General features: G+C 56.2%; 15 protein-coding genes. All 15 read right to left on the reverse strand.

From position 1 onward, the window contains the following. Positions 1-7: 7 nt before the first annotated feature. The 15 genes from G5380_RS14815 to G5380_RS14885 all read right to left on the reverse strand — a co-directional run bounded on the left by G5380_RS14815 (position 8) and on the right by G5380_RS14885 (position 13,546). Positions 8-547, reverse strand: a complete 540-nt coding sequence (locus G5380_RS14815) for a polysaccharide biosynthesis/export family protein (protein ID WP_421231433.1) — start codon at positions 545-547, stop codon at positions 8-10. A 1-nt stretch (position 548) separates the two neighbouring features. Next, entirely contained in the window at positions 549-1,868 is a 1,320-nt protein-coding gene (locus G5380_RS14820) for an outer membrane beta-barrel protein (protein ID WP_421352852.1), read from the reverse strand. After that, on the reverse strand, positions 1,852-3,255 hold the full coding sequence (locus G5380_RS14825) for an undecaprenyl-phosphate glucose phosphotransferase (RefSeq protein WP_421352853.1): 1,404 nt from the start codon (positions 3,253-3,255) through the stop codon (positions 1,852-1,854). Before G5380_RS14825 ends, G5380_RS14820 begins: the two co-directional genes overlap by 17 nt. 20 nt (positions 3,256-3,275) lie before the next feature. Next, positions 3,276-4,643 (reverse strand): bifunctional UDP-N-acetylglucosamine diphosphorylase/glucosamine-1-phosphate N-acetyltransferase GlmU, encoded by a 1,368-nt coding sequence (glmU, locus tag G5380_RS14830; protein WP_421258384.1) that lies wholly within the window; start codon positions 4,641-4,643, stop codon positions 3,276-3,278. A 93-nt stretch (positions 4,644-4,736) separates the two neighbouring features. Further along, a complete protein-coding gene (locus G5380_RS14835; protein ID WP_005339345.1) occupies positions 4,737-5,165 on the reverse strand; it encodes a F0F1 ATP synthase subunit epsilon in 429 nt (142 codons plus the stop codon). An 18-nt stretch (positions 5,166-5,183) separates the two neighbouring features. Beyond that, positions 5,184-6,572, reverse strand: a complete 1,389-nt coding sequence (atpD, locus tag G5380_RS14840; protein WP_026455856.1) for a F0F1 ATP synthase subunit beta — start codon at positions 6,570-6,572, stop codon at positions 5,184-5,186. A gap of 33 nt (positions 6,573-6,605) precedes the next feature. After that, positions 6,606-7,472, reverse strand: coding sequence for a F0F1 ATP synthase subunit gamma (gene atpG, locus G5380_RS14845; protein WP_041210471.1), 867 nt, complete (start codon positions 7,470-7,472; stop codon positions 6,606-6,608). 42 nt (positions 7,473-7,514) lie between these two features. After that, positions 7,515-9,056, reverse strand: a complete 1,542-nt coding sequence (gene atpA, locus G5380_RS14850; RefSeq protein ID WP_421209795.1) for a F0F1 ATP synthase subunit alpha — start codon at positions 9,054-9,056, stop codon at positions 7,515-7,517. Between the two features lie 15 nt (positions 9,057-9,071). Beyond that, a complete protein-coding gene (gene atpH / locus G5380_RS14855) occupies positions 9,072-9,605 on the reverse strand; it encodes a F0F1 ATP synthase subunit delta (protein ID WP_204480539.1) in 534 nt (177 codons plus the stop codon). Positions 9,606-9,618: 13 nt separating this feature from the next. Then, positions 9,619-10,089 carry a F0F1 ATP synthase subunit B gene (gene atpF / locus G5380_RS14860; RefSeq protein ID WP_204480536.1) on the reverse strand — a complete coding sequence of 157 codons (471 nt, stop codon included), beginning with the start codon at positions 10,087-10,089 and terminating at the stop codon, positions 9,619-9,621. A 55-nt stretch (positions 10,090-10,144) separates the two neighbouring features. Then, positions 10,145-10,387, reverse strand: coding sequence for a F0F1 ATP synthase subunit C (atpE, locus tag G5380_RS14865; RefSeq protein WP_005307205.1), 243 nt, complete (start codon positions 10,385-10,387; stop codon positions 10,145-10,147). Positions 10,388-10,445: 58 nt separating this feature from the next. Further along, complete coding sequence (atpB, locus tag G5380_RS14870) at positions 10,446-11,228, reverse strand: F0F1 ATP synthase subunit A (RefSeq protein ID WP_216952488.1); 783 nt, start codon at positions 11,226-11,228, stop codon at positions 10,446-10,448. 8 nt (positions 11,229-11,236) lie between these two features. Further along, positions 11,237-11,647, reverse strand: coding sequence for an ATP synthase subunit I (locus tag G5380_RS14875; protein ID WP_216952492.1), 411 nt, complete (start codon positions 11,645-11,647; stop codon positions 11,237-11,239). Between the two features lie 190 nt (positions 11,648-11,837). Further along, positions 11,838-12,746: a ParB/RepB/Spo0J family partition protein gene (locus G5380_RS14880; RefSeq protein ID WP_005342343.1), complete on the reverse strand. Its 909-nt coding sequence runs from the start codon at positions 12,744-12,746 to the stop codon at positions 11,838-11,840. Continuing rightward, complete coding sequence (locus G5380_RS14885) at positions 12,743-13,546, reverse strand: ParA family protein (protein ID WP_005357226.1); 804 nt, start codon at positions 13,544-13,546, stop codon at positions 12,743-12,745. The genes G5380_RS14880 and G5380_RS14885 overlap by 4 nt, the downstream gene beginning before the upstream one ends. Positions 13,547-13,562 lie beyond the last annotated feature (16 nt).

The raw sequence follows: 13,562 nt of genomic DNA on the forward strand, positions 1-13,562 counted from the left end.
TCCTGGATCAGAAGAAACTTTGTTCGATGGTGATGATGTCGCCGGGATTGAGCTGCCGTTGCAGGCTCACCTCTTCCAGCAACTGATCGCTGCCATTGAGGCGCAGGCTGATATCCCGTCTGGCGGCGCGATCGGTGAAACCACCCGCCAACGCGACGGCCTTCTCCACCGTCAGGCCGGGCTGGTATTCGTAGCCCCCCGGGTGAGCCACCTCGCCAGCAACAAACACCTGTCGGAAAGTGGTCACGTTGACCGTCACCATGGGATCGAGCAGCACGCCGTGCTTGAGCCCTCTGGTCAGCAGCTCGGCCACCTCAGCGGTGGTATGGCCCATCAGCAACACCTGACCCAGATAGGGGTAATTGACGTGGCCACTGGTATCGACCTTGAACTTCATCGACAGATCCGGCTCGCCATACACCCGGATTTCGACCTCGTCCCCCGGCGCCAGCCGGTAGGCGGAATCGTTGCCTTGAGGGCTCTGGCCAGCCCAGACCGACAGGCTGAACAACCAGCCAAGCAGAAGCACCATCACGCTTTTGTTCATGTTAAATGGCTACCTTGAGTGAAAGAGAAAGCTGTTGTTTGTCGTAACCGAGGGCACGGCCATAGCAATTGCCGCCGATGTCGATGGGCTGCCCGGCAAAGCTGGAACCGGAGTCGGCCTGCAGGTAGTGGAGCCCCAGATTGACGGAGGGACGAATGTCGTAGCTGATGCCCATGCCCCAGCGATGGATGTCGTCCTGACGGTGGCGGTTGTCGTTACCACAGACCACCGACTGGTGATAATCATCCCGGATATCGTGATAAGAGAGCGTGGTCGCTACTCCGGGTGACCAGTGGTGCTGCCACTCGGCGCCATATAGCTGGCTGCTGACATAGCCGCCGTCACCACCCGGATCACGAATGGTCCAGCTGGAGAGCAGCGCGAGCTTGCTGTAATCGAGCGGTTGCCACTCCAGACGCAGATCCCAGTTCAGCCCTTTGAAACTCTCTGCCTGTGGATCATTGACGAAACGCTTGTAGATCCCGCCGATATTGGCATCGATCCGGGTCTTGCCGGTCAGCTGGCTCATCACCCCTGTGATAAGGAAGAATTCGTCGGAATCCTTGCGCGGATTGGCCGGATAGCGTCGCAGATTGGTCTGCAGGGTGTAACGAAAACGGCTGACATGGCTCACCTGATCGAACAGCTCGACAATGGCGGTGTTCTCATGCCACTCCTGCTCGGCCATATAGCGTTCAAAGTCATGCAGGTAGAGGTGCCTGTCGAGATAACCCAGATCCTTGTGGGAGAGCGCCAGCTCCAGCTTGCCTCTGGCATCGGGAGCGCCATAACTGTAGCGGCCACCCACTTCGCTGCGTTTGAAGCGCAACGGCTCGGCAATGTTGAACCAGCCGAAAGTGGCATCACCGCCAGCCTTCTCATCCCCCTGCAACATAAAGCCTTCGGTCAGCCCCTCGCCACGCGCCTCATGGCCCAGCCGATACTGGTACATCAGCTTGAAGGCGTTGCGCAGGGAGAAGCGCCAGCTGCCGTCAAACTGGAACTGGTGATCGGCATAGCCATCCCCATGGCTGCTGCCATAGCGACGATAGTCACCCAGATAGCTGAACTGATAGCGATCCAGGCCGCGTTTGCCCACCATGCGAAATTCCGGGGTGATTCCGATGAAATCGGAGCCAATCGCCTGACCACTGTCACGCAGCCACAGCAGGTTGCTGTCGTGACCATAACGACTCTCCATCTCGGTCTGGACCTCCAGACCCAGCAGCCCCTGATGGGATAAGGGAGTGACCTCGGCACGGACTGAAAGAGAGGGGGAGAGCAGCAGTCCGGCGCAAACGAGGCTAGTAAGCTGACGCACCGACAAACCCCTTGAATACAGTCAGGAAAATGACTTTGAAATCCAGTCCGAGCGACCAGTACTGGATGTACTTGAGATCGAACTTGACCCGCATCTCCATCTTGTCGAGGGTGTCGGTTTCACCACGAAATCCATTTATCTGGGCCAGCCCGGTAATCCCCGGTTTGACCTTGTGGCGCAGCATGTACCGCTCCACCAGTGAGCGGTACTGCTCGTTGTGCGCCACGGCATGGGGACGTGGCCCCACGATCGACATGGAGCCCTGAATCACATTGAAAAACTGCGGCAGCTCATCCAGCGAGGTACGACGCAAAAACGCACCGAATGGCGTCACTCTGGGATCGCCTCTGGTTGCCTGAGTCACCACGGCATCATTCTCCATGACGCGCATGGAGCGGAATTTCCAGACCTGGATCCGTTTCCCCCCCAGGCCGTAGCGATCCTGCTTGAAGAGCACGGGTCCAGGGGAAGAGAGACGCACCCCGAGAGCCACCAGCGCCATAACCGGAGAGATGAGCAGCAGGATGAGTGAACCCAGCACCAGATCTTCAATGCGTTTGAGCAGGGCGGCGCCCCCTTCGAACGGGGAATCGAAAAAGCTAAAGGTATAGATATCGCCCACCCGATCGATGTGGGATACGGTCAGGCCGTACTCGTAGAAATCGGGAACCAGATAGGTATTAACCGTGGTGTCGGAGAGTTCGTAGAGGTAGTGATTGATACGCTCCCGGGCGGTCAGAGGCAGCGCCAGATAGATTTCGTCGACCAGCCCTTTGCGTGCCAGCTCGAGCAGCTCATCGACATCACCCAACAGAGGACTGCGAGTCGGGTAACCGAAGCGCTCTTCGCTACGGGCATCGAAAAATCCGAGCATCTGAATATCGTGACGCGGGCTCTCCCACAGGGATTTTTCCAGCGCCAGTCCGGCCGGAGTCACGCCAATGATGGCCACACGCCGACAGCAGGAGGCATCGCTGAACCAGAGGGTCACCAGTCGGTACAACACCCGATAGCCGGTGGAAATGAGGCAGGCCATGGCAAGCCAGAGCACCGCCAGCTCCAGCGGGAAGGGGTGGTAGGGTTTAAAGATGGGAACCAGATAGACCAGCAGGTAGAGCAGGGTAGCAGTTACCAACCAGGAGAAGATGAGGCGCAGCAGAGACTGCGCCAGATGTTTACGAACCCGGCTGCAATAGAGCCCGGTATTCTGGGAGACCAGAAAGAAGAACACCATGCCCAGCGTGACCAGGGACATCTCGTCCAACCCATGAAACAAGCCAAAGTGCCGTGCGAGCAGCACCATTGAGACTGAAATTCCCACCAGATCGACAAAGCGGGAAAACAGACTGTGGCTCGCGTCTGCGAGCTTGATGATTCGCTTGTTCATGGGTCGCCTTCATACTGATATCACTTATCAGTTTTCTTGACCGGACGAGCCCAGTTCTTGATGTGACGCTGGGGTACCCGGGTAATCACGAGTTCATTTTCACCCACGTCCTTGGTAATAGTAGAGCCGGCACCCAGGGTGGCCCCCTTGCCGATGCGAACAGGCGCTACCAGTTGGGTATCAGAACCGACGAACACATCGTCCTCGATGATGGTCTGGAATTTGTTGACCCCGTCGTAGTTGCAGGTGATGGTACCGGCACCGATATTCACCCCGGCTCCAATCTCGGCATCACCCAGATAGGTCAGATGACCGCACTTGGAACCAACCCCCAGACGGGCCTTCTTCATCTCGACGAAGTTGCCAACGTGCGCATCCTGCTCCAGAACCGCCCCCGGACGCAAGCGGGTAAACGGACCCACTGAGCACTGATCTGCCACCTGTGCACCCTCGATAACCGAGTAGGGTTTCACCTCGGTGTGATCGCCAATGACACAATCTTTCAGTACGCAACCGGCTCCGATACGAACGTGATTGCCGAGAGTCACCTTGCCCTCAATGATGACGTTTGCATCAATAACAACCTCTTCACCAATTTCCAAAACCCCACGCAAATCAAAGCGTGCGGGGTCGATCATGGTTGCACCTGCAATCATCAGTTTCTCGGCCTGCATCTGCTGATAGCTGCGCTCAAGCTGAGCCAATTGCACCCGATTGTTGGCCCCTTCCACCTCGGCGGCACGCTCCGGATGAACGGCGGCAATCGGGCAATTATCGCCGTGAGCCATGGCGATCACATCGGTCAGATAGAACTCGCCCTGGGCGTTTTTGTTGTCGAGACGAGACAACCATTGACGCAACTGGCCCCCATTGGCCACCAGCACGCCGGTGTTCACCTCACGAATGGCCAGCTGTTCGGCATTGGCATCCTTCTGCTCGACGATACCGACTACCTGACCATTTTCACGGACGATGCGGCCATAGCCGGTGGGGTTGTCCAGCACCACGGTCAGCAGTGCCATCCCGTTTTCAGCCTTGGCGGCGAGCAAGCGCTGCAGGGTCTCGGGCTGGATCAGCGGGGTATCGCCGTAGAGCACCAGCACATCGTCTTCATCCTTCCAGAACGGGATGGCCTGGGCGACGGCATGACCAGTTCCCAGCTGCTGAGCTTGCAGCACCCAGTTCACATCAGCCGCCACGATCCGCTCTTTCAGCAGCTCGGCACCGTGGCCATAGACCAGATGCAGCTGCTCGGCACCGACATGACGAGCGGTATCGATCACATGGGAAACCATGGGTTTGTTGGCTACCGGGTGCAGTACCTTGGGCAGGGAAGAGCGCATACGGGTACCTTTACCCGCAGCCAGGATCACGACGTTGAGGGACATAAATTGGCCTTTGGAACATGAAAAATACTCGGCGGAGTCTATCCAACGGGTAAAAAAAAAGCGACCCGAAGGTCGCTTTTTGCATCACCGTTATTAGCGGTAATTCTTTTTGACGATATCGATGACTCGCAGTTGAGCCATCGCCTTGGCCAGCTCGGTGGCGGCCTGGGCGTAGTCGATATCACCATGGGAGCTGTGGATCCGCTCTTCGGCTGCGCGCTTGGCTTCCTGGGCTTTCGCCTCATCCAAGTCGTCAGCACGAATCGCGGTGTCCGCCAGCACGGTCACGGATTCAGGTTGTACTTCCAGCATACCGCCGGAGATGTACAGCACCTCTTCAGTTCCGTTCTGCTTCACCAAGCGGACCAGGCCCGGCTTGATGGCAGTCAGCAACGGAGCATGACCGTGGCGGAGACCCAACTCACCTTCGGAGCCTGATACCTGAGCGGATTGCACGCGACCGGAAAACAGTTTTCCTTCGGCGCTCACCACGTCCAGGTGAAAGGAGATCATCTCTGCCATGGGCCCTCCTGTCGAGGCTTACAGTTTCTTGGATTTCTCGACGACTTCGTCGATACCGCCAACCATGTAGAACGCCTGCTCGGGCAGATCGTCATACTCGCCTTTCAGGATGCCCTGGAAACCACGGATGGTCTCTTTCAGCGGCACGTATTTACCCGGAGAACCGGTAAACACTTCTGCAACGAAGAACGGCTGGGACAGGAAACGCTCGATCTTACGGGCACGGGCTACGGTCAGTTTGTCTTCTTCTGACAGTTCATCCATACCCAGGATGGCGATGATGTCCTTCAGCTCTTTGTAGCGCTGCAGTACGGTCTGAACGCCACGAGCGGTCTCGTAGTGCTCCTTGCCAACCACCAGCGGATCCAGCTGACGAGAGGTAGAGTCCAGCGGGTCAACGGCCGGGTAGATACCCAGTGCCGCGATCTGACGGGACAGTACGACGGTCGCATCCAGGTGGGCGAAGGTGGTCGCCGGAGACGGGTCAGTCAAGTCATCCGCAGGAACGTAAACGGCCTGTACGGATGTGATGGAACCGGTCTTGGTGGAGGTGATACGTTCTTGCAGAACACCCATCTCCTCGGCCAGGGTCGGCTGGTAACCTACTGCGGAAGGCATACGGCCCAGCAGTGCGGATACTTCGGTACCGGCCAGGGTGTAACGGTAGATGTTGTCCACGAAGAACAGCACGTCACGACCTTCGTCACGGAACTTCTCGGCCATGGTCAGGCCGGTCAACGCTACGCGCAGACGGTTTCCGGGCGGCTCGTTCATCTGACCGTAAACCAGAGATACTTTGTCCAGTACGTTGGACTCCATCATCTCGTGGTAGAAGTCGTTACCCTCACGGGTACGCTCACCTACACCGGCGAATACAGAGTAACCACTGTGTTCGATCGCGATGTTACGGATCAGCTCCATCATGTTTACGGTTTTGCCTACACCGGCACCACCGAACAGACCAACCTTACCACCCTTGGCGAACGGACATACCAGGTCGATAACCTTGATGCCGGTCTCCAGCAGCTCGGTGCTGTTGGACTGATCTTCGTAGCTGGGGGCTTCACGGTGGATTGACCAGCTCTCTTCTTCACCGATCGGGCCTTTCTCGTCGATTGGCTCGCCCAGTACGTTCATGATCCGACCCAGTGTCGCAGTACCGACCGGAACCTGGATGGATTTACCGCTATTCATTACTTCCAACCCACGACGCAGACCGTCGGAGGAACCCATGGTGATGCAACGAACGACGCCGCCACCGATCTGTTGCTGAACTTCCAGCACCAGACCCTGGCCTTGACCTTCGCTAACGACCTTCAGTGCATCGTACACCTGGGGCACGGCATTCTGCGGGAACTCGATGTCCACTACAGCGCCGATGATTTGGACGATGAAACCGTTACTCATGTCAAATCCTCTAAACCTTTGATAACCCTTGCCTTACACCGCAGCAGCACCGGATACGATCTCTGTCAGCTCCTGGGTAATACTGGCCTGACGGGCCTTGTTGTATACCAGTTGCAGATCGTTAATCAGGTTACCGGCGTTGTCAGTCGCGGCTTGCATGGCAACCATTCGGGCTGCCTGTTCACTGGCCAAGTTTTCCACTACACCTTGGTAGACCTGAGATTCGACATAGCGAACCAGCAGGGTATCCAGCAGCTTCTTGGGATCCGGCTCATAGAGGTAATCCCAGTGGTGTTTCTTGGCGAGCTTGCTGTCTTCAGTTACGGGCAAAGGCAGCAGTTGATCGACCCGTGGTTGCTGCACCATGGTGTTGACGAACTTGTTGTACACCAGATACAGCTTGTCAATCTCACCGTTGTCGTAAGCCTTCAGCATGACCTTGACTGAACCAATCAGGTCATTGACGCTCGGGTTATCGCCCAGTCCTGCGACATGAGCTTTCACCTTGGCGCCGTGCCGTTCAAAGAAGTTGGAGGCTTTGTTGCCGATCAGAGCCAGGTCAACCTTGGCACCTTTCGCGCTCCATTGCTTCATATCATTGAGGGCAGCCTTGAACAGGTTGATGTTCAGACCACCACACAGGCCACGGTCGGTGGAGACGACGATGTAACCCACTCGCTTGACCTCACGTTCGATGAGGTAGGGGTGCTTGTATTCCAGGTTCCCCTGAGCGATATGGCCGATCACCTTGCGCATGGTTTCAGCGTACGGACGGCTGGCAGACATGCGATCCTGCGCACGGCGCATTTTGCTTGCTGCCACCATTTCCATAGCGCTGGTGATCTTTTGAGTGTTTTTAACACTCCCGATCTTGTTACGTATCTCTTTTGCGCCGGCCATCTCTTCTCTCCATCAGGTGGCAGCTTGTGCTGCCACACTCGCTTACCAGGTCTGGGTTGCCTTGAAGTCATCCAGCAACGCAGTCAGCTTGCCAACGATCGCGTCGTTGTAGTCAGCCTTGGCATTGATTTCAGCCATCAGCTCAGCATGCTGGGTATCGGCGAAAGAGAGCAGAGCGGCTTCGAAGTCGAGGATCTTGCTCAACTCGACATCAGAGAGATAGCCTTTTTCCGCGGCGAACAGCACCAGAGACTGGTGAGCCACGCTCATCGGAGAGTACTGCTTCTGTTTCATCAGTTCGGTCACTTTCTGACCGTGGTCCAGCTGCTTGCGAGTTGCATCGTCCAGGTCGGAAGAGAACTGGGCAAAGGCAGCAAGTTCGCGATACTGGGCCAGCGCGGTACGGATACCACCGGACAGCTTCTTGACGATCTTGGTCTGGGCGGCACCACCCACACGGGATACGGAGATACCCGGATCAACCGCAGGACGAATACCGGCGTTGAAAGACTGGGAAGTCAGGAAGATCTGACCATCGGTGATGGAGATCACGTTGGTCGGAACGAACGCGGATACGTCGCCCGCCTGGGTTTCGATGATCGGCAGCGCGGTCAGAGAACCGGTTTTGCCCTTCACTTCACCCTTGGTGAACTTCTCTACGTACTCGGCGTTGACGCGAGCTGCACGCTCCAGCAGACGGGAGTGCAGATAGAATACGTCGCCCGGGAATGCTTCACGTCCTGGCGGACGGCGCAGCAGCAGGGAGATCTGACGATATGCAACGGCCTGCTTGGACAGGTCATCATAAATGATCAGGGCATCTTCACCGCGGTCACGGAAGTACTCACCCATGGAGCAACCTGAATACGGAGCCAGGTATTGCAGGGCAGCCGCTTCGGAAGCAGAGGCAACCACTACTATGGTGTTGGCCAGGGCACCGTGCTCTTCCAGCTTGCGCACCACGTTGGCGATGGTGGAGGCCTTCTGGCCAATCGCAACGTAGACACACTTAATGCCGGAGTCTTTCTGGTTGATGATGGTGTCGATCGCAATGGCAGTTTTACCTACCTGGCGGTCACCGATGATCAGCTCACGCTGGCCACGACCGATAGGGATCATGGAGTCGATGGCTTTCAGACCGGTCTGGACAGGCTGGTCAACAGACTTACGCTCGATAACGCCCGGGGCAATCACTTCTACCGGAGAGAAGCCATCGTGCTCGACCGGACCTTTACCGTCGATAGGCTGACCCAGGGTGTTGACCACCCGGCCCAGCAGACCACGACCGACCGGCACTTCCAGAATGCGGCCAGTACCTTTTACTTTCATCCCTTCGGCCAGATCGGCATAGGGACCCATCACTACGGCACCAACGGAGTCACGCTCCAGGTTCAATGCCAGAGCGTAGCGGTTGCCCGGCAGCTCGATCATCTCACCCTGCATGGCATCGGCCAGGCCGTGGATACGAATGATACCGTCACTCACGGAGACGATGGTACCTTCGTTACGCGCTTCGCTCTTTACATCAAACTGCGCAATGCGCTGCTTGATCAGCTCGGCGATTTCAGTGGAATTCAGTTGCATGCTCTAATACCCCAATCAAGATTGCAGCGCGTCAGCCATGCGATCCAGCTTGCCGCGGACAGTTCCGTCGATAACCAGATCACCGGCCTTGATGAGCACCCCGGCCATCAAGGACGCGTCGATGCTGCAATTCAGCTTCACTTTGCGCGCGAGACGTTGTTCCAGAGAAGCCTGAATATTGGCTTTCTGCTGGTCGGTCAGTGCAATCGCCGAAATAACGTCAGCCTGAACTTCTTTGTCCAGTTCAGACTTGAACACCACAAATTCGGCAACGACCGCCGGCAGCACACCCAAGCGACCATTCTCTGCCATTACCCGGATCAGGTTCTGGCCATGCTCGTCGAGTTGCTCCCCGCAGATGCTGACAAACAGTTTTGCCAGCTCGTCGGCAGCCACAGAGCCGTTAACCAGGGAGTGGATGGTCTCGTTCTTCACTACTTCCGCAGCGAAGCTGAGCATCCCCAGCCACTGATCAACCGCCTTGTGCTCAACGGCAAACTCGAAAGCAGCCTTGGCGTAGGGGCGAGCGATTGTAGTCAGTTCAGACATAGCCCCGTTCCCGTTACAGTTCAGCTACCAGTTTGTCGACGATGTCGCTGTTGGCAGCCTGGTCGATTTGGCGCGCCAGGATCTTCTCTGCACCCGCAATGGCAAGAGCAGCAACCTGCTTGCGCAGTTCCTCTTTGGCACGATGACGTTCAGCTTCAATCTCGGCACGGCCTTGAGCCAGGATTTTTTCCCGCTCAGCCTGAGCACCGACAGTTGCCTCATCAATGATCTGGGCCTTGCGTTTGTTGGCCTGTTCAATGATTTCAGCAGCCTGCAGCTTGGCTTCTTTCAGCTGATCGACGGCGTTGGCCTTGGCCAAATCCAGATCTTTCTTGGCTCGTTCGGCAGAAGAGAGACCGTCAGCAATAGCTTTCTGACGGGCTTCGATGGCAGCCATCAGCGGCGGCCATACATACTTCATGCAAAACACAACGAAGAAGAAAAAAGCAATTGCTTGGCCGAGGAGGGTGGCGTTGATATTCACAGCCGATGTCCTCTTTAGTTAGTTAATGGGTTATGCCTGGAGATGTCGTAACGACTTAGCCAGCAACCGCAAACATCACATACAGACCCAGACCAACGGCGATCATCGGGATCGCATCCACCAGACCCATTACGATGAAGAACTGGGTACGCAGAACAGGGATCAGATCAGGTTGACGAGCAGCACCTTCCAGGAACTTGCCACCCAGAATACCGATACCGATGGAAGCGCCGATAGCAGCCAGACCCATCATCATTGCAGCAGCGATGTACAGCAGGTCCATGTTCAAGTTTTCCATGAGGATCTCCATTTATTTAGATGTAATTGATTGTATAAAAAGGATTATTTGAGTCGCATCAACCATGGTCTTCCTGTGCCATCGACAGATAGACGATGGTCAGAACCATGAAGATGAATGCCTGCAAAGTGATGATCAAGATGTGGAAAATTGCCCAAGGCACGGACAGGATCCACTGTGACCACCAGGGTAGCAAACCCGCAATCAGGATAAAGATCAGTTCGCCAGCATACATGTTGCCGAACAGTCGAAGACCCAGAGAGACCGGTTTGGATACCAGCGTAACAGTTTCCAGGATGAGGTTAACCGGGATGGCCGCCGGGTGGTTGAAAGGCTGAAGCGTCAGCTCCTTCACAAACCCGCCGATACCCTTGACCTTGATGCTGTAATACAGGATCAAGAAGAACACGCCCAAAGCCATGGACATGGTGATGTTAACGTCAGCAGAGGGAACCACACGCAGATAGGGAATACCCATCAATTGTGCAGCGTGAGGGATAAAGTCAACGGGGATCAGATCCATCAGGTTCATCAGGAAGATCCAGACAAACACAGTCAACCCCAAAGGTGCGATGACCTTGTTGCGACCATGAAAGATGTCTTTGACGTTACCATTCACAAACTCGACCAGCATCTCCACAAAGCACTGCAGCTTACCCGGCACCCCGCTGGTAGCGTTAACGGCTACTTTGCGGAACAGCAGGATAAACAGGGCGCCTAGCACGACGGAGAATACCATTGAGTCGATATTCACCGTCCAGAACCCGGACCCGACTTGAAGGTGGGTCAGGTGGTGGGAGATATATCCCTGAGGAGTCAGGACTTCTCCGGTTGCAGACATGAGTTTTCCTAATAGTGGTTGTTAAGCGTGAATGAGACTATCCACTGTACAACGAGGGCGAGGATATAAGTGGCGAAAAACGAGACGGTAACGACCTCGACTTTCGCACCAAACAACAGAGCAAACAGACCTGCTGTCGAAACGAGCTTAATCCCAGCCCCACCATAAAAGTCCCGCAAAACCAGGCCCACACTCTCGGTTGTCACCTTGCGGCGCAGCACCCAGACAGTAAACAAGGCTTGAGGAACCCAGTACATCCCCCCTCCGTAAAGGGCGGAATAACCGGCGCTGGCACTAATCTGATAAAACCAGACAGCACTCATCGCCAGGATCAGGATGAGCTGACAAACGAGCATAACCCAGGCTAGCGTAAAACCTTCCAAGGCTATTTTCTGCTTCACCAACCTACCCCTGAACATTACAGAACTGTAAAAAATCGGGATCCGAAGACCCCATGTTAACAGCTCTTAAAGCCGGTCAAATTATACCCTTGAGGGCCGCTATTGCAATATGACAAAAATCCTTAATTTTTGCGGCTTTCCGCGGCAAATCAAGGTTATGGCCATATCAAAAGGAATGGATGTTTTATTACTACAAAAAGCGTAAGAATCACGATTCTGACACGCCAAAATAGCCCAATATACGGTCCAAATCGGATAAATTCTCGTAACTTATTACTAACTTTCCGCTATCCCGCTTGCCAGGCTGAAGTTGCACCTGATTGCCAATTTTTTCTGCCAGTTGGCGCTCCAGGTAGCCGATCTGCGGATCACGGGCCGGTTCGACCCTGGCTTTTGCCGGTTCAAGCGCTTTTTGCACCAGCTTCTCGGTATCGCGTACAGTCAGCCCTTTCTGGGCAACCAGCTTGGCCAGTTCGGACTGAGCCTGACCGCTCAGGGCCAGCAGGGCTCGGGCATGACCCATGTCGAGGTCGCCATGCTCGACGAAACGCTTCACGTCGTCGTTGAGCTGGTTGAGACGCAGCAGGTTGGTCACCGTGGTGCGGGACTTGCCCACCGCCTCGGCCACCTGCTGGTGGGTGAGTTCGAATTCGGTCAGTAGTCTTTGTAAAGCGACCGCCTCTTCGATGGCATTGAGGTCTTCCCGCTGGATGTTCTCAATCAGCGCGATGGCAACGGCAGCCTCGTCGGGTACATCCTTGACGATGCAGGGCACCACCTCGAGCCGCGCCAGCTGGGACGCGCGCCAGCGCCGCTCACCGGCAATTATTTCGAAGGATTGTTCGCCGAGAGGGCGTACCACGATGGGCTGGATCACCCCCTGAGCGCGGATGGAGTTGGCAAGCTCTTCCAGTGCATCCTGGGACATATCCTTGCGGGGCTGGTACTTGCCGGACTGCAACCACTCCACCGGCAGCTTGCGCAGCTCGCCCTGATTGGTGGGGGCCATGGCCTCTTCAGTACGTTGATCGCTCATCACCTGTTTCTGGCGGGCAGCCGTGCTGGTACTGAGCAGGGCATCCAGCCCCTTGCCCAGTCCACGTTTTTTCGGAGTCATATGCTCTCTCGGTCTGCGATGGTCGCCTGACGTTCCTGCTCCTGGCGGCGCAGGATCTCGCCAGCCAGTGCCAGGTAGGCCTTGGCGCCCACCGATGATTTGTCATAGTGCATGGCCGGGGCACCGAAACTCGGGGCTTCAGCCAGTCTAACGTTGCGGGGAATGATGGTGCGGTAGACTTTGTCACCAAAGTGCTGTTTTAGCTGATCGGACACATCATTGGCCAGCCGGTTGCGGTGATCGAACATGGTGCGCAGCACCCCTTCGATCTTGAGCTCCGGATTGACCACGGCGGCCAGCTTGCTGATGGTGTCGACCAGGGCGGTGAGCCCCTCCAGCGCGTAATATTCGCATTGCATGGGCACCAACACGGAGTCGGCGGCGGCCATGGCGTTCACGGTCAGCATGTTGAGAGAGGGCGGGCAGTCGATGAAGACGTAGTCGTATTTGTCCCGCACCGAAGCCAGCGCATTGCGCAGGCGGATTTCGCGGGCGAAAAATTCCATCAGACGGATTTCGGCCGCGGTCACGTCGGCGTTGGCGGCGATCAGGTGATACCCCCCGGTGGTTTCGGGGATGATCACTTCGCTGATGGGGGCATCCTCGATCAGCAGCTCATAGGCGGTGCGCTCGACGTCATACTTGTCGACACCGCTGCCCATGGTGGCATTGCCCTGCGGATCCAGATCGATCACCAGCACCTTGCGCCGGGTGGCAGCCATGGAGGCGGCCAGATTCACACAGGTGGTGGTTTTACCTACTCCACCCTTCTGGTTGGCTATGGCGATGACTTTTCCCACACGATCCCCTAAATGA

The sequence above is a fragment of the Aeromonas sp. 604443 genome (genome assembly GCF_049170315.1).
Lineage (GTDB): Bacteria > Pseudomonadota > Gammaproteobacteria > Enterobacterales > Aeromonadaceae > Aeromonas > Aeromonas veronii_A.

Bases quoted from the DNA above. Each gene is read 5' to 3' on its own strand.
- G5380_RS14880 (WP_005342343.1), bottom strand. From the start codon at position 12,746: ATGACTCCGAAAAAACGTGGACTGGGCAAGGGGCTGGATGCCCTGCTC.
- G5380_RS14875 (WP_216952492.1), bottom strand. From the start codon at position 11,647: ATGTTCAGGGGTAGGTTGGTGAAGCAGAAAATAGCCTTGGAAGGTTTT.
- atpH (WP_204480539.1), bottom strand. From the start codon at position 9,605: ATGTCTGAACTGACTACAATCGCTCGCCCCTACGCCAAGGCTGCTTTC.
- atpG (WP_041210471.1), bottom strand. From the start codon at position 7,472: ATGGCCGGCGCAAAAGAGATACGTAACAAGATCGGGAGTGTTAAAAAC.
- G5380_RS14815 (WP_421231433.1), bottom strand. From the start codon at position 547: ATGAACAAAAGCGTGATGGTGCTTCTGCTTGGCTGGTTGTTCAGCCTG.
- G5380_RS14825 (WP_421352853.1), bottom strand. From the start codon at position 3,255: ATGAACAAGCGAATCATCAAGCTCGCAGACGCGAGCCACAGTCTGTTT.
- atpD (WP_026455856.1), bottom strand. From the start codon at position 6,572: ATGAGTAACGGTTTCATCGTCCAAATCATCGGCGCTGTAGTGGACATC.
- glmU (WP_421258384.1), bottom strand. From the start codon at position 4,643: ATGTCCCTCAACGTCGTGATCCTGGCTGCGGGTAAAGGTACCCGTATG.
- G5380_RS14835 (WP_005339345.1), bottom strand. From the start codon at position 5,165: ATGGCAGAGATGATCTCCTTTCACCTGGACGTGGTGAGCGCCGAAGGA.
- atpE (WP_005307205.1), bottom strand. From the start codon at position 10,387: ATGGAAAACTTGAACATGGACCTGCTGTACATCGCTGCTGCAATGATG.
- atpA (WP_421209795.1), bottom strand. From the start codon at position 9,056: ATGCAACTGAATTCCACTGAAATCGCCGAGCTGATCAAGCAGCGCATT.
- atpB (WP_216952488.1), bottom strand. From the start codon at position 11,228: ATGTCTGCAACCGGAGAAGTCCTGACTCCTCAGGGATATATCTCCCAC.